6 protein-coding genes are annotated in these 19,489 nt (G+C 70.2%); 1 reads left to right on the forward strand and 5 read right to left on the reverse strand.

Annotated elements, in window-relative coordinates:
* Window positions 1-27: 27 nt before the first annotated feature.
* The 5 genes from LGM42_RS32585 to LGM42_RS32605 all read right to left on the reverse strand — a co-directional run bounded on the left by LGM42_RS32585 (window position 28) and on the right by LGM42_RS32605 (window position 17,288).
* Window positions 28-13,590: an LWXIA domain-containing protein gene (locus LGM42_RS32585; protein ID WP_226234381.1), complete on the reverse strand. Its 13,563-nt coding sequence runs from the start codon at window positions 13,588-13,590 to the stop codon at window positions 28-30.
* Between the two features lie 300 nt (window positions 13,591-13,890).
* Window positions 13,891-14,673, reverse strand: coding sequence for a lytic transglycosylase domain-containing protein (locus LGM42_RS32590; RefSeq protein ID WP_059585109.1), 783 nt, complete (start codon window positions 14,671-14,673; stop codon window positions 13,891-13,893).
* On the reverse strand, window positions 14,673-15,347 hold the full coding sequence (gene sctR / locus LGM42_RS32595; RefSeq protein ID WP_059584725.1) for a type III secretion system export apparatus subunit SctR: 675 nt from the start codon (window positions 15,345-15,347) through the stop codon (window positions 14,673-14,675). The genes LGM42_RS32590 and sctR overlap by 1 nt, the downstream gene beginning before the upstream one ends.
* Window positions 15,348-15,350: 3 nt before the next feature.
* Window positions 15,351-16,508, reverse strand: a complete 1,158-nt coding sequence (sctQ, locus tag LGM42_RS32600; RefSeq protein ID WP_226234382.1) for a type III secretion system cytoplasmic ring protein SctQ — start codon at window positions 16,506-16,508, stop codon at window positions 15,351-15,353.
* Window positions 16,509-16,889: 381 nt separating this feature from the next.
* Window positions 16,890-17,288 carry a winged helix-turn-helix domain-containing protein gene (locus LGM42_RS32605; RefSeq protein WP_059639757.1) on the reverse strand — a complete coding sequence of 133 codons (399 nt, stop codon included), beginning with the start codon at window positions 17,286-17,288 and terminating at the stop codon, window positions 16,890-16,892.
* Window positions 17,289-17,702: 414 nt separating this feature from the next.
* Here LGM42_RS32605 and LGM42_RS32610 point away from each other — a divergent pair, with 414 nt between their 5' ends.
* Window positions 17,703-18,905, forward strand: coding sequence for a Fic family protein (locus LGM42_RS32610; RefSeq protein ID WP_226234383.1), 1,203 nt, complete (start codon window positions 17,703-17,705; stop codon window positions 18,903-18,905).
* The last annotated feature ends 584 nt before the right edge of the window (window positions 18,906-19,489 follow it).

Genomic DNA, 19,489 nt, shown 5'->3' on the forward strand with positions numbered 1-19,489 from the left:
GCGCGCGGCGCGGCCCGCGTGCCGATATCAGCCCACGATCAGCGGCGTGCCGACCGCCAGGCGGTTCGGATCGCCTGACACCGACGGATTGAGCTGCAGGATCTCGTTGAGCGCGAGCCTGTCCTGCTCGCCGCGCGTCATCGCCTGCTGATCGGCGCGCGACACGTGCGCGGCGTCGAGCAGCGACTGGCGATGCCGGTCGGCGACGACCCACAGAGAATCGCCGGCGACGACGATGTAGGGCTGCGGCGACCCGGACGGCTGCGCGGTCGACGGCGTGGCGCTGGCCGACGGCGAAGCCGGCGCGGCAGGCGGCGTACCGGGTGTTGCGCTCGCCGAAGCGCTCGCCGAAGCGCTTGGCGTCGCGCTTGGCGAAGCGCTCGCCGAAGGACTGGCCGAAGCGCTCGGCGACGCGCTCGCCGACGCACCGGGCGCGAGATTCGATTGCGACGAATTCGACTGATTCGACTGATTCGACGAACCGGACCCCGAGCCGAAGAACGTCGTCCACAGCCCTTCGATCAGCTTGTACGCGAACGCGCCGACCGGAATCAGCACGACGGCCGTCGGGATCTTGTTGATCAGCGGCGTCGCGTTCGGGAAATGCGTGTTCAGACGCCCGCCGAGCAGCAGCGCGGTGGACACGCCGGTCGCGATCGCGAGGTCGTAATGGCCGCCGCTCCACTGCACGCCGGTGCCGAGGCCGCCGTACGCGACGGCCATGAAGTCGCTCGCCGAATCGGTAAAGCGCACGATGCGGCTGCGCTTGTCGGCATTCACGCGGTGCGCGCCGATCGTATAGACGAGGCCCGCATACGTGGCGCCGAACGCGCCGCTCGCGATGGCGGCCGACCCGTAGGCGAGATCGAACGCCCCGTGCGCGTGCACGACGCCGCTGATGCCGACCGCGAGCGTCGCGGTCGACGTGATCGCGGCGCCCGCGCGGCCCGCGATCCCGAACAGGTGACGCGGGTTGCCGGTATGGAGCTGCTGCAGCGACGTGCCGCCGACGGTGCCCTGCATCTGCGCGAGCACGTCCGCGGCGAGCGCCTTGATGTGGGTGGTCGCGTCGTCGAAGCTCATCAGCCCGACGCGGTTCAGTTCGACATACTGCGCGGCCAGCGTCCGCGCTTCGTTCGAGATCTGTTCGAGCTGGGCGCGCCGGTTCTGGCCGTAATCGTGCGCGCCCGAGCGCAACTGCCGCGACAGCGTCACTTCGAGCCGCGTGAGCACCGCCTGCGCGGCCTTCGGATCGCCGGCCTGCAGGCTGCGCACCGCACCCTGGTGCATGACCTGGAACACACGGCCCAGACGCGAGCCCAGCAGGAACGACGACGTCGCGCTGCCCAGCATGTCCTGCCGCAGCACGTGCGTCGCGCCGAGCGTATCGGCGATCACGAGCGCGCCCGCGCCGGTGACGAGCGAGCTGAAGCCGATCGACTTCCACAGCTCCGCCTTGCGGAACGACGGCCGATGCACGCGCAGCGCGTTGATCTGCGCGAGCGCCTGCAACTCCTCGATCATCTTGGCCTGTTTCGGGTTCGCCGCGATCTGCCGGCCGACGCTGATCGGCTTCGACGGATCGTTCTTCAGCGCTTCGCGCTCGACCACCGATTGCCAGTACGCGCGACTGTCGGGCAGCGGCCCCGCGGGATCGGCGGTCGACACCACGGTGCCGCGCGCCGGCGCGCGGCTGCCGGTTTCCGCGAGCCAGCGTTCGCCGAAGCGGCGCGCGAGCTTTTCGGTGCGCGTGGCGGGCGGATGATCGGCCGACGCCCACTGCGTCATCGCATGCTCGATGGTCGCCTTGCGCGCCTGGTTGACGAGCGCGGTCGTGTTGCGTTCGTACAGTTCGCCGCGCAGCGTCGCGAGCGCGTCGTCGGACAGGCCTTTCGACTTGCCGATGCGCGCGATTTCCGCGAACAGCACCTGCTGCTGGTTCGCGAACGTCTCGGGGCTCACGGGATCGAATACGCGCGTGAGCGCATCGGCGCCGTGCAGCCGCGCGAACTTGCCGTGACGGTCGGTCTGGTAATAGTCGACGATCCGTTCCGCCAGCGCCCGCGTCAGGTCCTGGTTCGCGATGAAGTCGGCGCCGTGCGTGCCGTACGACAGCCCCACGTGCAGCCAGTCGATCGCCTTGCGGTCGAGCAGCGCATCGAGCAGCTCGACGTGGCCGGCGCCCGGCACCGGTTCGAGCACGGCGTCCCACCCGTGAAAGCTCAGCATCACGTTCGGCGCGGGCTCGCCGGCATGATCGTGCGACCACGTCTCGAACGACGTCATGAGCCGCGTGTATTCGGCGTAGCTGTCGTTGGTGCCGGCGATCGTGCGGCGGTCGTCCGCGGAGACGAGCGGGCGGCCCGACGCCGCTTCGAGACGAAGCTGGAAGCCATGGCGCGACGCCGCGGTGAGCCATTTGTGCAGATGCGCGATGTCGTCGAGCTCGAGCGTGCGCGTGGTGCCGTCCGCCGCCTCGCGCGTGATCGTCGCGTCGGCCTCGTTGTAGCGCGCGCCGATCGGAGAGCCGAACTGGCGGGCGCGCCGGATGAACGCCGGATCGTGCTTGCCGCCGCGCGCGGCCGCGAGCGTGTGCGGATCGACCGGAATCGACACCACCGGCATCGCGCCGCCGTATTGCTCGACGTAGCGCACCGCGAGCGCGGGGTCGTCGCGCAGGTTGAACGCGCGCGCCATCGGCGCGACGCGGTCCTGGATCTCGGCCGGCGCGCGCACGAACGCCTGGATCGCGCGCTTGTCGATCATGCGTGCCGCGCTGTGGCGCGTGGCGTACGCCTGCATCCACTTCACGAACCGGTTGTGATCGCCGCCGGGATCGGCCACCGGCCCGCGCGACGGCATGCTCGACACCTCGCGCGCGAGACCGATGGGGATGCCGAGCGCTTTCAGCATCGGTGCGTCGGCCAGGATCGTCTGCGGTTCGTCGGTCAGCGCGAGACCGCCGGCATCGGGCTGGTGCCTGCGCGCGGCGAGCGCCTTCACGCGGTCGACCGTCGGGAACCAGTCGGCCACCTTGGCGGCGCCGTAGCGCATCACCCATTCCGCGACCGTGCTCGAACCGAGGCTCGGCTGGTAGGGCCGCAGCGTCAGCGGCTTGGCCGCCGGCGTTTTCGGCGGCTTCGGCGCGGCCGGCGTGTTCGACGCGTTCGACGCATTCGCGGCGCGGCGGTTGCGCCGGCGGCCCTTGCCGCGCAGCGCATTGCGCACCCGGCTGGCGGGGCCGGTGGGGCCCGTCGCGCCGCCCGCCGGCTGCGCGGCCTGCCGCGCGGCTTGCTGGGCGGCGGCGAGGTCGGCCTGCGCGGCTTTCACGCGATCGATCTGGCCGGCGATCTGCGTCCGGATCCAGCGCGTCGCGAGGTCGAACTTCTGCGGCAGCGCATCGAAATACGACTTCTCGTCGAGCAACTGCGTGAGCCGTTGCGCGAGCGCGGCTTTCTGCGTGGCGGTCGCGCGCGGGTCGAACGCATCGGGCGCGAGCGTCGACAGCAGGAAGTGCTGGTTCGCGCCGAACGGGCCGCGCCCGAGCGGCATCTCGTCGAGCGGGCGGCCCGCGTCCGGCCGGTCGCGCAATTGCTCGGCGTCGTCGTACCAGCGCGCGTTGCCGTCGTGGATCGCGATGATGCCGCGGCGCGTGTGCAGCGATTCGGCGACCGGATGATCGGTCTCGTACACGTACACGTAGTGATCGCCGCGCAGCGCTTTCAGCTCCAGCGCGCGCATCAGGTGCAGCGTGTTCGCGCCGCTGAAGTCGATCGCGAGCTGCTCGCTGTCCGGTACGAGCTTCGGCGGCAGGAACGGACTGTCGGCACCCTCGATCTCCGCGATCTTGCGGCGCACGCCGGGATCGGCTTTCGCGAGGCCGCGCTGCACGCGCGTGCCGAGTTTCTGCATCGGCGGCTTCTCGTCGCCGAGCGCCTTGCGCATTCCCGCCGGCGCGAAGCCGCCGTAGCGCTCGACCGTGTCGTGCGCGACGTCCGTCACGACGAATCGCACGCCGCGCCGGCCGCCGGACAGGTTGCGCGCGCGCCGGCGGAACGCGGCGCCGAGATCGCGCGGCGCGATCGTCGCGTCGCCGAGCGAGGTCGATTCGTGATACGTCCAGTCGTGCGCGGCGTTGCGCGTCGCGTAGCCGAGCACCGTGCCGGTTTCCTTGTCGATCGCGTAAAGCGTCGCGCCGTCGCCGGCCGCTTTCGCCGCCTGCTTCGGCCGGCGAAAGCGCGGCGCGTCGGCGAGCGACTTCAGCGTCGTGACGACGTTCGCGTCGGGCGTCGCGCCCGCCTGTTCGGCTTCCCAGGCGCGCCCGTCGCTGCGCGCGGTGATCCGCGCGGCGCCGCCGTACTCGCGCAGTTCCGCGAGCGACACGGGCGACACGTAGAAATCGACGTCCGCGCGTTCCGCTTGGCCGTTGTCCTTCAGCGCGCGATAGACCGCGTCGCGGATCGGCACGGCCGGATCGGCGGACGCCTTGTCGACGAACGTACCGCTCTCGTCGGTGCGCATGCTCGCGACGAACTTCGGCTGCGCGTGGCGCGCGTCGATGGAGGCCTCCGGCCGCGGTTCGTGCTCCGCGATCAGCACGTGCGCATTCGTGCCGAACGCATCCTTCATCTGCTGGAGCGACGCGAGTTGCGAACCGTCGATGCGGATCAGGTCGCGCTTGCCGTGCGACGCGAGGTGATCGAGCGCATGCTGGCGGCTTGCGGCGTCCGCCGTCGCCGCGGGCACGGGCGCGTTCGACGCCGGCTGCGGCGCGGGCGCCGGCATCTCGCGCGGCATGCCGAGCGCCTGCATCGCGTCGGCCTGGCTCGCGTAGTACGCGCGATAGGTCGCGTGGCCCGGCACGGACGGCGCGGCGTCGCCGAATGCGGCCGCGAGCCGGCGCAGCCCGGCTTCGTCGCCGGGCAGCACGTGGTCGGCTTCGCGTGCGATCGCGTCGGGCAGGCGGGCGTCCCGCGCGATGTCGATGCCGCCATCGTCGAGGATTTCGCGGCGCACCGCGAACGCGTTCGCCTGCGCGCGCGCCTCGGCCATCAGCGCGCTGTCGGTCAGCGCCTCCGGCGACGAGCGGTCGAGCGCGAGGCGGCGCGTGATCGTCTCGACCGCGTGCTGCGCTTCGTGCGCGAGCGTGTAGACGAGCGTGCCGCTGCCGTGGAACTGCCCGTCGAGCACGATCCGCTGCTTCGCGGTATCGATCCGGCTGCCGCGCCCGGGCCGGCCCATCACGATTTTCCAGCCGGCCTCGCCGGCCAGCGCGACCTGCTGGCGCAACAGGCTCGAGCGGTCGATCAGCGCATGGGCGGCCTTGGGCAGCGGCGCGCCGCCGAAGCGCATCCGCACGCGCGTGATGACGGACGGCTTCTGCACGAACGCGTCGGGCGGCAGGTGTTCGGTGATGCCGGGATGCGCGAGCTCGATCGCACCGCGCGCGATGCCGTCCTCGAGCGTCGCGCGCAGCGCGCCGATCTCGCGGACGATGCCTTCGACGTTCAGCTTCGGCGCATCGGTCATGACCGTCGACGGGTCGCTCAGGTAGAAGTCGCCGTGCGCGTCGAACACGCCTTCGAAGTCGTAGTACAGGCGGTGCCGCGCGGTGACGTCGCGCGCGCGGTCGAGCTGCGCGAAGGCGTCGCGGGTGACGCGCGCCGGCAGCACGCCGGCCATCACGTCGTGGCTGCTCAGCGACGCGAACGGCGCGTACATCACGGCCACGCGATCGAATGCCGAGAACGGGCCGCCGACCGTGAGCGTGCGCAGCCCGTGCGCGCGCAGCGCCGCGAGGCCTTCCTGTTCGAGGCGGATCGATTCGATGTGGTCGAGAATCGCGCGATTGTCCGTGCCTTCGTAGAGGCCGATCGCATTGCGGCGACCCAGTTCGAACACGGTCTTCTCGATGCCGGCGCCGGTCGCCGCGCCGGTGAAGCGCTCGACCGGCACGCGCGCGGCCGGATCGCCGCTCACGTGGACGCCGTTGCCGTCCACGTCGAGCGCGCCCAGCTCCGGGCGCTGGTGCGGCGCGGGATCGTAGCGCAGCCACGCGTTCGTGTGGCCGAGCCGTGCCTCGGCGCCGAACCCGACCGCGATCGTCGGCGGTGCGTAGACGGGGCGCTGCCAGACGTTCGCGAGCCAGGCGGCGGCGTCGCGGCCGTTGCGGGCCGACAGAATCACCGACGAGCCGGGCAGGCCGAGCACCGAGCGGTGCGCGAGCGTGACCTCGACCGGCGTGTAGGGCCGGCCGTCCGGATCGACGAGGCGGCCTTGCGCATCGGTGACGCCATGCACGATCACGATGCGGCCGTCGCGGTCGTACGACAGCGGGCCCGAGCGGTCGAGCGTCAGCGCGTCGACGCCGGCGACCGGCTTGCCGTCGAACGGCGATGCCTTCACCGGACGTGCGCGCGACCATGCCGTTTCTTCGGCGAGCGTCGCGGCCGTGTCGCGCGGCGCCGGCATCGTGACGCCGGTGCGCCGCGCGGCCTGCGCATGGCGCCGATACAGCTCGCCGTAGGTCACGCCGCCGTCGAGCGACGTCGGGCTGTGCTCGAACGCGTCGGCGAGGCGCGCGAGCGAGGCGGCGTCGCCGGCCCGCGCGCGGCCGTATTCGTTGGCGATCGCCTCGGGCAGCGCGACGTGGCGGCCGATGTCGACGCCGAGGTTCGCGCGGATCTCGTCGCGCACCGCGAATGCATTGACCTGCGCGCGCGCCTCGGCGAGCAGCGCGCTGCGCACGTAGCGCTGCGTCGAGCCGTAGTCGAGCCCGAGCGTGCCGGTCGCCGCCTCGAGCGCATGGCGGGCTTCGTGCGCGAGCACGTAGACCATCGATCCGGCCGATTGCAGGCCGCCGTCGATCGTGACGCGCCGCCGCCGCGTGTCGATCTTGCTGCCGCCGCCGGGTTTGCCGCGCACGACCTTCCAGCCTGCGTCGGCGCCGAGCCGAAGCTGCTGCGACAGCAGGCTCGACGCATCGATCAGCCGGTACGCGTCCTTCGGCAGCGGCGCGCCGCCGAAGCGCATCCGCACGCGCGTGATGACCGACGGCTTCTGCACGAACGCATCGGGTGGCGGCGTTTCCGCGAGCCGCGGATGCGCGAGTTCGATGTTGCCGCGCTCGAGGCCTTGCGTCAGCGCGCGCTCGATCACCGCGAGCCGTTCCAGCGCGGCGAAGTGCTCGCCCGCGCCCATGCCGATCGCACCGGGGTCGCTCAGCAGGAAATCGCCGCCGCGCGTGAAGAGGCCTTGCAGGTCGAAGCCGATGCCCGTGCGTTCGACGACGTCGCGAATCCGCTGGATGTGCTCCAGCGCCGCGCGCGACACCACGCGCGGCAGCGCGCCCGTCTCGAAGCCGAAGCTGTGGAACACGCCGAGCGGCCGGTACAGCACGGCGACGCGGTTCAGCGCGGAGAACGGCCCATCCATCGTCACGGTCTTCAGGCCGTACGAGGCGAGATCGTCGAGTGCGATGCTCTCGTCGATCGCCGCGTCGATCTGACGCGCTTCCGACGTATGCGGGCCGGTGTCGTACACCGCGAGCGCGGCATCGTGGCCGAGCGCGAACACGGTTTTCTCGGCGCCGGCGCCGAGCAGTTCGCCGACGTGACGCTCGACGTCGATCCGCGCGGCCGGATTGCCTTCGACGTGCACGCCTTCGGCATCGGCCGCGAGCGGCCCGAGATCGTGCGGCGCCGCGGGTGCCGGGTCGTAGCGGCGGAACACGCCGGTGTCGAGCAGCGCCGCGCGTTCGCCGACCGCGTGCGGGGGCGGCGCATATACCGGCCGCTGCCACAGATTCGCGAGCCCGGCGGCCGCCGCGTCGCCACCGTGCTTCGCGGACAGCACGATCGAATAGCCGTCCTTGACCAGGAACGACGGCGCCTGGTCGAGCGCGTATTCATGCACGCCGGCCGGCCGGCCGCCCGAGAGCAGCGTGCCGTCCGCCAGCGTATCGGCGTGCAGCATCAGCACGCCCTGGTCCTGCAGCATCGTGAAGTGGCGGCTGCGCGCCGCCTGCAGGTCGGCCACCGCCGGCACGGGCCCGTCGCCGAACGGCGACGCATATTCGGCATGCGCGCGGCTCCATGCCACGCGTTCGTCGAAGCCGCGCACGCCGCGCGGCGCGTCGCCGGTCTCGTGCGTCTGCGGCGCGGGCATCCGGCGCGGGATGCCGCCGCGGCGCTTCTGGCGTGACCAGACGTCGTCGTAGAAGTCGCGGTAGGTCTCGCCGTCGCGGCCCGACACGGGCGCATCGGCGAATGCGTCGACGAGGCGTCCGACCGTGCCCGCATAGTCGTGCGACGGCGCGCGCCACGCGGCGCCTTCGCGCTCGATCGCATCCGGCAGGCGCACGTGCGCGGCAATGTCGCCGCCGCCCGCGAGCTCGATTTCGTAGCGTGCCTCGAACGCGTTGATCTGCGCACGCGCCTCGGCTTCGAGCGCCTTGCGCGTGAAGCGGCTGCGGTTGCCGTAGTCGAGGTTCAGCACGCCGGCCATCGCCTCGACCGCATGGCGCGCCTCGTGCGCGAGCGTGTACGTGATGCTGCCCGGATGCTGGAGCGCGCCGTCAATCGTCACGCGGCGCTTGCGCGGGTCGATGCGGCTGCCGCCGCCGCGCTTGCCGAGCGTCACGCGCCAGCCGGCGTCCTGCAGCATGCGCAGTTGCGTGGCGAGCGTGCCCGACTGCATCGCGAGCGCCTGCGCGGCTTCGGGCAGCGCCGCGCCGCCGAAGCGCATCTGCATCCGCGTGACCCAGCCCGGCTTCGATGCGCCGTGGTCGGGCGGGGCCGTCTCGGTCGTTTCGGGGTGCGCGGCGGCGAGGCCGACGTCGTCGTTCGCCGCGGTGCGACGTTCGCCGCCCGCCGGCGCGCGGGCGGCCTGGCCGTGCGCGTCGTCGAGCGCGCGTGCGCCGCGGTCGGCCGCGGCCGTGTCGCGTTGCGCCATTCGCTCGGGCGCGCCGGCGCGTTCCGGCTGGACGAGCACGAGCACGCGGTTCGGCGCGCTGAACACGCCGTCAAGCGCATGGACCGGCTCGGGCGGCGCGGCCGTCCGCGGCATCGCCGGTTCGTTCGGGCCGCGCTTGCCGGCCAGCACGATCACCGTGTCGTCGGCGGCCGCGCGGGGCGACGTGGGCGGCGCTTCGTCGGGCGCGATGCCGTCCGGCAGGCCGGCTTCAGGGGCCGCGGCCGTCTCCGGCGCGGGATCGAAGCGCAGCACGCGCGCGTCCGCGCGCAGTTGGCCGTCCGCACCGAATGCGTCGGGCGCGGCCGCATAGACGGGCTTCTGCCAGCGGTTCGCGAGCTCGGGTGCGAGCGCCGCGTCGTGTTCGCCGGCGACGACGATCACCGGTTCCTCGAGATCCTGCGGGCGCGGCGACGATGGCCGCGCCCCGGGCGCGTCGGGTGTCGCGCCGCTGCGCACCACGTAGACCGTGCGATCGCCCAGCTCCATCGGCTCGGCGCGCGGCCCGCGCGGTACGGCGATGCCGGCCGGATCGGACGTCGCCGCGCGCGTGACGGGCGCGTCCTCCGTCAGATCGACGACCTTCGCGTTGACGCGCGGCGGCGCGCCGTCCGGCTTCGCGCGCGTGCCCGGGCCGGCCGGCTCGTCGGCCGCGACCGGCCGCCAGCGCATCGATTGCGTATCGGCGCTGCGCCGGTTGGCGCTCGCGGTCGTGCTGCGTTCGGCATCGGTCTGGTCGCGCTGCTGCTGCACGCGGGCGCGTTCCTCGCTAGTGCGTCGCGTGCTGCGCGCATCGGCGGACACGCTCGCGGCTTCGCCTTCGGCCGCCGTCTGCGCGAGGCGGCGCGGCGCCTGCGCGCCGGCGGCCGTCTGCCGGTAGGCGTCGCTCGCCTGGTCGAGCACGTGTTGCAGCACGTCGAGCGGCGTCTTCGCGACGATCTTCGGCGTCACGCTCATCTCGCCGTCGGGGCCGAACGACATGCGCTCGCCGGTGCCCGTCACGTCGTCGACGCGCGTGCCGTTGGTCCATGCCTTCGGCGATACCGATACGACGGACAGCGTGCCGTCTTCGCCGAGCACCACCGATTTGCCCGGCGGCAGGCGCTTCGCGGATGCGCGGTCGAGCACGCGAATCGGCGTGTTGTCGTAGGTGAGCACCTTGTCGCCCACGCGCAGCGTGCCGTCCGGCGACACCTTGACGGCTTCGCCGTCGAGCGTCACGCGCGTGCGGTCGGCCGCGAGCGACGACGCGTCGCCGCTGTCGAGTATCCGGCCGATCGTCTGGCTGTCGACGGCGACGGTCTTGCCGTCGGCCCCGCGGATCGGCACCGGCCGGCCGGTGCGCGTGCGCACCGACGTCACCGCGCGTTCCTTGAGGCCGCCGGCCGCCATCAGCGCGACGTTGGTGATCCCGGACTTGAGCTGCTCGCCGGCCGCCTTCTTGTCGCCCGTGACGAAATAGTCGTAGCCGGCTTCGCCGAATGCCTCGACCGCACCGCCCACGCCTGTCACCACCGCGGTGGTCCGCGCGCCGGTGGTGAGCACCGACGCGACCTTCGGCGTGCGCGTGAGCGCCGTGACCGCGCGCGTGAACAGCTTGCTGCCGGCGAGCTTCGCGGCGCCCGCCGCGCCCATCGGCACGAGATTGATGAAGTCGGCCCGCGCGCCCGGGTCGGTAAACGGATTGAGGCTGCGCCCGTGGTCGGCGCGGTTGGCCAGATCGAGGCCGGCGCTCGTCATCGTCGCGCCGATCGCCGTGTACATCATCCCCGCGCCGAGGATGTTCAGCGGCACGCCGACGATCGCGCCGATGCCGGTGCCGTCGAGCAGCGTGCCGAGGCCTTCGAGCGCCATCCCGCCGACCATCATGCCGATGTTCAGGCCCGTGCTGGTCAGCGTGTTCAGAAAACTGTCGAAGCCGCTTTCGTGATGCGCGGCCTTCGACACGAGCTGCAGCGTGCCGTCCGCGTTGTGGCCGGTCGCGATGTCGACCGTGCCGTCCGTCGACAGCTCGTTGTTGTCGATGTAGTCGTTGATGTCGTCGTAGTTGCTCGCCGTCTCGTCGACGTACTGCGTGCCGTCCTTGCCGCTGACCTTGAACAGCGCGCTGGTGGTCATGCCGGCCTCCTTGGCGGCGTAGACCATCGGCAACACGCTGACCTGCGTCGTCGCGCCGCCGCCGATCTCCAGCAGCTTGTCGCGCACGCTGTTGATCGTCTTCAGCTTTTCCTTGTCGGTGTAGCGCGCGACGTCGTCCTTCGTCGGCGATACGGGATCCGAACCGTCGCCCGACGCCGCATCGTTCTGGACGTCCGGCTGCATGCCGAGCGCGACGCCGATCAGGTTGCGCTGTTCGTTGTCGGTCAGCTTGCCGAACGCGATCGTGCCGCCGTTGTTGGTGCTCGCGCTGGCTGCGTCGAGCAGCGAGTTCGACAACTCGCCGCGATGCGCTTCGTAGAAATCGTGCAGCGCCTTCTTGTAGTCGTTCTCGGCGTCCGAGCCGGGCGCCGCGTAGCGCAGCCGTTCGTCGAGGCCGGCGTCGAACCGGTCCATCAGCACCTGCTGATGCGACGTCTCGCTCAGCAGCTGCAGGCGCTGCACCGCGTTGTCGGCCTGCGTGACGGCCGCCTTCGCCTTGTCGAGCTGGTCCTGATACAGGTTCGGGCGCGGCGCCGACGGCGCCGGGATCATGTCGTCGCCCGCGATGGTGCGAAAACGCATGGGCGGCGGATTCGCGGCGGCCCAGTCGTCGTACTGCTTCTGTACCGACTCGAGCGTGCTCTTCGCCTGCGTCTGCTTGATGCGCGCCTGCGACAGCGCGAGCTGGGTCGCGCGCTCGTTGACCGAATCCGACATCCGGCTGTCGGCCGCGCGGATCGCGCCCGCGACGGTCTGCATGCGCTTCACGTCGAGCATCGTCGGGCCCGCCTGCGCGGCGGACGGGCCCGACGATTGCGGCAGCAGGAACGGGCGGTCGAGCAGCGGCGACGCGGGCAGCGACGAGGCGCCGTTGGCCCCGGGCAATGTCGGCGAGGCCAGCGGCGACGCGCTCGGCAGCGACGGCATGCCGGTGGGGGCGGCCGACGCGGCCGTCGACAACGACGACGCGGGCAGGCCCGGCAGGCCGTTCGCGGTCGACAGCGACGGCGTCAGCAGCGGCGACTGGAGCGCGGGTTTCGTGAATATCGATTGCGGGTTGACCTTCGCCTTGATCTGCGACGCCTGATCGTCGTACTGCTGCGCGAGCGTCGCGCCGTACGCGACGACGAAGCCGTCGTGCGCGATGCTCGCCTGCTGCTTCGCCTGATCGAGCTTCGCATATGCATCGCCGAGGTCCAGATCGACCTGCGGATCCTTGATCATCGCGTGCGGATTGTCCTTGTGCCACGCGTTGGATGCGTCCAGCTTCTTCGTATAGTCGGCCTGCAGCGTGTCGACCTGCCGCTGCGCGGACAGCATCTGCAGATAGCCGCCGCTCGTGTTCGCGGCCGTCTGCGCGCGGGCGAGCGCGGTCTTCGCGTTCGACACCTCGTTCGGGACGATCACCGTCGGCCCTTCCTTGCCGCTGGCCGAATCGTAGCGCTGCTGCGCGTTCGTGAGCGCCAGGCTGTCGTTGGCCGCGCCGTACGCGGCGTTCGCATAGTTCGCATCCTTCGCGGCGGCCGTGACGGCCTGCTGCGCGGCATCCTGCGAAGCGGGGGCGTCGGGCATCGTGACGCGCAGCTCCAGCGGCTGCAGCGCGTCGTTCAGCCGTCCGACGCCCGCATCGAGCGCGGCCTTGTAGTCCGGATCGGCGAGGTACGACTGGAACTGCGTATAGGCGAGGTTGGAATTCGCGACGTCCGCGAAGTATTTCGACGCGCCCACGGCCGCCTTCGCGCTCGCGGTCTGCCAATCGTCGTAGAGCCGGATCTGCAGCGGATTCTTGCAGTCGCCCGGCTGCGGCACCCAGTTCGGATCGTTCGCATGATCGGGGAAGGCGGCCAGCAGCGTTTTGAACTGCTGGTCGGCCGCGTGCTGCGCGTCGCCGGGGTCCGTCACCTTGCCGGAGTCGTCGATCTTCATTCCGGCCGGCATGTCTGCGTTCGCCTGTTCGCCGTACAGGATCATGTAGCCGGCGTCGGTCGTCACGTTCAGCTCGCGCTGCGCGGTGTCGGCCGCCGTGCGCGCCTTCGCGTAGTCGGCCTGCGCGGTCTTGCGGTCGTCGGCCGTCGACTCGGGATCGCGGTTGACCAGATGCAGCACGTTCTGCGCGCCCTGCAGCGTCTGCGACGCGTTGTCGTACTTCGTCTGCGCGTCCTGGATCGCTTTCTGTACCGCGCGCGTCTTGTCGTTCTCGACGGTGATGTCGGGCGGCGGCGCCGTATATTGCGCGGCCATGTTCTGGATCAGCGACGTCGCGGACTGGATCTCGGCGTTGGTCGGCTTCGACGGATCGGTGGCCAGCGACGCGGTGACGGGAATCGGCGGGGTGGCGCTCGGGTTCGCGGGCCCGGCCGCCGGATCGTCCTTCTTCGGCGGCGGAGGCGGCGGGGGCGGCGGCGCCACGACCGGATTCAGCGTTTCCGACAGGAAGCGCTGCCAGTTCACACCCAGTCCCAATCCGTCGATCAACAGCATGCTCGTCTCCGTTGAGCCGCGCGACGCGCGGCACGCGCGGCGCCCTGCACGCCGCGACGTGATCGTTCGAGTGTACGGACGCACCCGGCAGCGGGAACACCGCAGTTTCGTAGCGGCGGGAAGCGGCCGGCGCCTGGGCGCCGCGCGGGCTACGAGGTGGACTACGAGGTCGACTACGAGGTCGACTACGAGGTCGACTACGAGGCAGGCCCGGCGTGCGGCCGCCATGCCGCGCGCTGTCGTTCGGACCCCTGAAAGCGGCGCGGGTGCGAGCGCACGGTGCCGCGCGCGATCAAGCGATCACGGGTCGAGACACCGCACGCACAGCCGCTTCGCCTGGCTCGCCGGCAAGCCGCGGCACATCATCACGACCGGGCGCGCATGGCACGACGGCGCATCGGCGGACGCGGCCGGCAACGGCAGCCTGCGCGCGCGTTCGGGCGGCGTGGTCGCGGCCGCGTCCATGCGCCGCTGCCGTGCCGGCGGCGGCACGTCGCGCACGACCGGGATCGGTTCGACGCCGCCTTCGTGCGCGTTGCGCTGCGCGCTCGCGACGACGCGGCTCACGTAGCCGCTCGAGAAACCGGTCGTGAAGTTGCCGCTGTAGTAGCACGACAGCGCCGCGCGCAATGCGGCCTGGGCCGGGCGGCCGGTATTCGACGAGCGGGCGAAGCATTCGGTCAGGATCGCGCCGCCGGCCCGCAGGTTGCGGCACGGCTCGAACATCGTCGTTTCATCGAGCCCGTATTTCGCGAAATTGCGCTCGTTCACCTGCGCGAGCCCGACGCTGTAGCTGAAGCCGCGCGCCGCGAGTTCACGCGCGGTCGCGCGCGCCTCGTCGAGCGACGCCGGCTGGCGCGCCAGGTGGCCGCCCACCACGCCGATCGCATACGGATTGAAGCCCGACTCGGTGCGCACCAGCGCGGCGAGCGTATCGGGGTCGACGTTCGGCGCGCACGCGCGCGCCAGTTGCGCGAAGCCGGCGGCGCTGCCGGCCGCATGCGCGACGCCGTGCTGCCCGCACGCGAGCGCGATCAACACGCAAACGCATGCGGCGGCGGTTCGCAGGGCGCGTGCGCGCATCATCCGGCACCGGCGACCCGATACGACAGCACGAGCCCGTGCACGAGCAGCGACCAGCCGTCGAGCGCGACGAACAAGAGCAGCTTGAACGGCACCGAGATCGTCGTCGGCGAGATCATCTGCATCCCGAGCGCGAGCAGGATGTTCGCGACCAGCAGGTCGACGACGATGAACACGATATAGATCACGAAGCCGATCTGGAACGCCTTCGTCAGCTCGGCGAGCGTGAAGCTCGGCACCAGCACGAGCAGGTCGTCGTCCTTGATGCCGTCCGCGCGGTGCTTCGGCCATACCGAGGTGGCCGTGCGCACGAAGAATTCGCGGTCGCGCTGCCGTGTATGCGACACGAGGAAATCCTTGATCGGCGGCAGCGCGGCATCGGCGAGCGCGCCGATGTCCGAGGTCGACAACTGTCCCGACGCATCGAAGTGGCGCGCCTGCAGCGCGTCGCGGATCGACATCCCGACGGGCGCCATGATGAATAGCGACAGGATCAGCGCGATGCCGTTCAGCACGAGGTTCGGCGGCACCTGCTGGATGCCGAGCGCGGAGCGCAGCAGGCCGAGCACGACCACCAGCTTCGTGTAGCTCGTCACCATCAGCGCCGCGAACGGCGCGATGCCGAGCGCGGCGATCACCGCGATCAGCGCGACCGGATTCGGCAGGTTGCCCATCGTTCAGCGCTCGCGCGGCGCGGGCTGCGTCAGCGTGACCACGCGCACGCCGAGCTTCTGGCCGACCGCGATCAGATGGCCGGTGCCGATCAGCATCCCGTTCGCGACGAGATGGATCACGCTCTGGTTGATGCCTTGCTGCAGCTCGATCACGGCGCCCGGCTGCAGCGCACTCAGCTCGCCGAGCGGCATCGACGTGGGCGGCAGCTCGAAGCGCAGGTCGACCGCGAGGCCGTCGAGCGAGCGCGGCGCGTCGGCGGACGGCGCGTCGTGCGTCGTCGGCGGCGCGGAGTCGGTGCGGGTCGGTTCCAAAGGCATCTCCCTGATTCGTTCGACGGTCAGCCGGTTGCCCGACGGCCGTCCGGTGATTTCCCACGCCGGCGCGGCCGGCAGCCGCGCGACGCACAGCAGGTTCTGCTCGTGAGCCTGCCAGCGCTCGATCGCGATGATGTCGCCGCCGACGACGTCGGCCAGCTCGGCCGTCGTCAGCTCGGTGCGGCCGATCTCGAACACGAGCGGCACGGGCAGGTTTGCGTAGGCCGCGCTCGCCGACGTGCGCGCGGCGGGCGCGGCCGCGAAGAACACGGCCAGCGCATCCGGCGCATCGAACAACAGCGCGCCGTGGCAGCGCCACGCGGCGTCGGCGCGCCGCAGCTCGAAGCGCAGCGCGGCCGGCGACGCGTGCCAGGCCGGCGCGTGATCGGGCGGCGGCAGCAGTTCCACGCGCTGCCGCGTCGCCGCCTGCAGTACGGCCGTGAGCGGCGCGGCGAGGTCGGCGAGCAGCGCCGCGCGGATCACGGCCGGTACGGCCGGGTCGGCCGCCTCGCCGAGCCATTCGGTTTCCGCGACGGGGTCGATCCACAGCGTGCCGGCGGCCGGGCCGACGACGAAGCGGTACGCGTGCGCGTCGGCGGCCGGCTCGGCGTCGACGCGCCAGCGCACCTCGTACGCGTGCTCGCCGAGCACGACCGGGACGGCGCCGGTCGCGCCGTACGCATGCGACAGCCCGCGCGCGGCGGCGGCGGACAGGCGCGGCAGGTAGGGCGACGCGTCGAGCGCGACCGCGGCCGGCGCGGCGGCCGCGGGCGGTTCGGAGGCGGCGGGCATGGCCCGGTTCGCGGCGTCGCCGGCGTCGGCATTCGTCAGGAACAGCGCAGGCACGGCGGGATCGGGGCGGATTCGGCGTTGGTTCGACGGGTTGTTCTGGGGCCGGCGGCGCCGAGGGGCGCGCGGCTGCTGCGTCGATTGTAGGGACGGCGATGGCCGCGTGCCGTGCCGGAATCCGTAGTCGCGTCCATCGCGCGGAGACGGCGGGAGCGGGGCGCTACGAAGCGTGACGAAGTGCGGCGGAGGGCGGTGGAGGGCGATGAAGGGGGAGGCGACGGCGGGCGCTCAACGGCAACCGCCGCCCGGAGGCGGCGGTCGGGGCGCGACTGGCTGGCGGGCCGGGCGGGGTGCAGGCCGCGAAGGGCTGCGAATCCGCGCGGCGCGGTGGGGAGGCGTGGCCGGCGCGCCGCGAACGGGCGGCGCGCGGCTGGAACGTTATGCGTAGTCGGCGGCCATCGCGGGTTGCGGCGCCGCGCGTACGATCGGCGCCGCGTCGTGGCGCTCGACGTGCGTCATCGCCGCACCGAACAGCACGAGCCGATAGCCGACCGCGTAGATCGGGATGATCCGCAGGTTCTTGTCGTGTTCGAGCTGCAGCTTCGAGCGGATTCGCGAGATATGGGTGTCGAGCGTGCGCGACGATACGCCGAGCTCACGGCCCCACACGGCTTCCTGGATTGCCTGCCGCGGCACGATCTTGTTCATGTTGTCGAGCAGGAATTCGACGACGTCGAATTCGCGCGGCGTCACGTCGACGACCTTGTCGTCGATTTCGATCGTGCGGCGGACGAAGTTGATTTTTATGTTGTCGATGTACAGGTATTTGCAATCCATGGTGGCCCTCGCATGTCCGTAAAGGAGTGTTTGCGGCTCCTGTGCTGCAACTTCCGGGCCAGGGAGGGGGTTGTCAGGCGGCAACAACTTGCGGCAGCGGCGCTAACGGCGCGGCAGCCTTGAATCTAAAAGAATTTTTAACAGAGAAATGCCCGATGACTGATTAAGGGTTCAAGCGACATTGAAGGACTGTTACGTAGCATCGGGCGGCGACGTTACGGGCGTTACGTCTGACGTAACGTGGGGGGAGGGTGCGGGTAACATGCGCGAGGCCGGGATGGGCGGGGAGAGCGGAAACCCTACATCGAACCCTACATGGAACCCGACATGATTCTATAGAAAATCAATATAAATCAGTGACATAAGTGGCTATAATTGCCGACAACGAACCCTACATTGAACCCTCCGGCAAGCATGACGACCGTCGCTACCTTCGAACCCTTGTTTCCCGAGGATCGCGTACTCGATCCGCTGCTCGAACAGGCCGGCGAACTCGTTGATTCCTCGCAGCGGCTACTTGCCATACGCGAGACTCCGCTGGCCGTCGCCCTCGTGCCGCAATTGCGGGCGATGAATTCGTACTACACGAACAAGATCGAGGGCCAGCACACGACGCCTGCCAAGATCGAGGCGGCGCTGCATCGGGATTATTCGTCCGATCTCGCCGAACGCAAGAAGCAACGTTTCGCGGTTGCGCATATTGCGGCGGAAGCCGCGCTCGAGGACGAATGGCATGCACTGCCGGTCAGCGCGTTATTTGAACCGGCGCGCATCTCCGCCATTCACGATCGCTTGTTTTCCTACCTGCCAGACGACGAACGATTGACCGGCGACGGGGGCGTTGTCGTCCCCGGCGAATTTCGTCGCTCGGACGTGACGGTCGGGCGCCATCTGGCGCCGGAACCGGAAATGATCGAACCGCTTCTTCAGGCCTGGGCGACCCGTTATGCCCGCATTCGCGCGAAGGAATATCAACTGATCGGCATCGCCTGCTCGCATCATCGTCTCGCCTGGGTGCACCCGTTCATGGACGGCAATGGTCGCGTGGCGCGCCTGCATTCCCATCTCGGACTGCGCGCCGCCGATCTTACTCACGGACTCTGGTCGCCGCTTCGGGGGCTCGCGCGAGAGCACGAGCAGTATTACGCGAGGCTGAGCGATGCCGATCAGACGCGTCGCAACGATCTGGACGGCCGCGGCAATCTATCGCAGGAAGGATTGGTCAGGTTCGCGCGGTTTTTTCTCGACTGCTGTCTGGACCAGGTCCGCTTTATGGTGCATATGACGCAGTTCGAAGGCGTGACGGGACGGCTGCTGGATTTTCTGAGATTCCTGGAGGCCAATCCATGGATGATTGGCTCGGAAAAATCCGTGATCAAACCGGAGGCCGCGGCGCTGGCGATAGAGTTCGTGGCGCTGCGTCGAAGCGTCACGCGCGCGGAATTCGCACAGATGCTCGGGGTGAGCGACGTATTGGCGCGACGGATCGTTCGATCGCTGCTGGACTGCGGGCTGCTGACGGCGCCTTCGCATCGCGGCGAGCTTTCGTTTGGATTGCCGTTGAGCAGCCTCCGGTTTCTGTTTCCGAGGCTTTGGCCTGAAGTCGAGCAAGAGTGAATTGCGTCAGTCAAGACCTGATCTCTCAGTCAGCGTCAGATCAAGTCTGAGATTGCCTGGCCGTCACTTCATCAAGCGCCGAGATCGACCCGGATACGCCGTTGGCGGAACGTTGCAGAACGACTGCAATGGATCGGGAACCGGTCGCGCAGCATTTAGTCCAGCACGAGCGTGGAATGTATGCGGATTCGTCGATCCGGCATGCTTCCGACGTCGCACCCGCATACGCTCAATGCGACGGGGCGGCCCGGGAAATTGGATACCTGCCCGGCCGTGCCGAGTGTAATGGGGATCATACGACCGTGATAGCGAGTTCCTCCGCATACGCATTCAACCGGTCACCTACCCGCACCTTCAGCACATCGATGAACCGTCTGATTTTCGCGTCGACGAATTGCCGGGACGAATACATCGCATACACGTTACGCTGAGCTGTGTGGAGTTGAGGCAGGACGCGAGGAGGTATCCGGAATTTAGTGTGTGAGGCGGGTTGAGATTCAGACTCCAATGTTGAATCGTTCTGGGTAAAGCAGTGCGAACTGAGTCATGGCGCTCTTCCAATCGTGCCGGGAACCCGTCCACTT

It is taken from the genome of Burkholderia sp. AU39826 (assembly GCF_020419965.1).
Classification (GTDB): domain Bacteria; phylum Pseudomonadota; class Gammaproteobacteria; order Burkholderiales; family Burkholderiaceae; genus Burkholderia; species Burkholderia semiarida.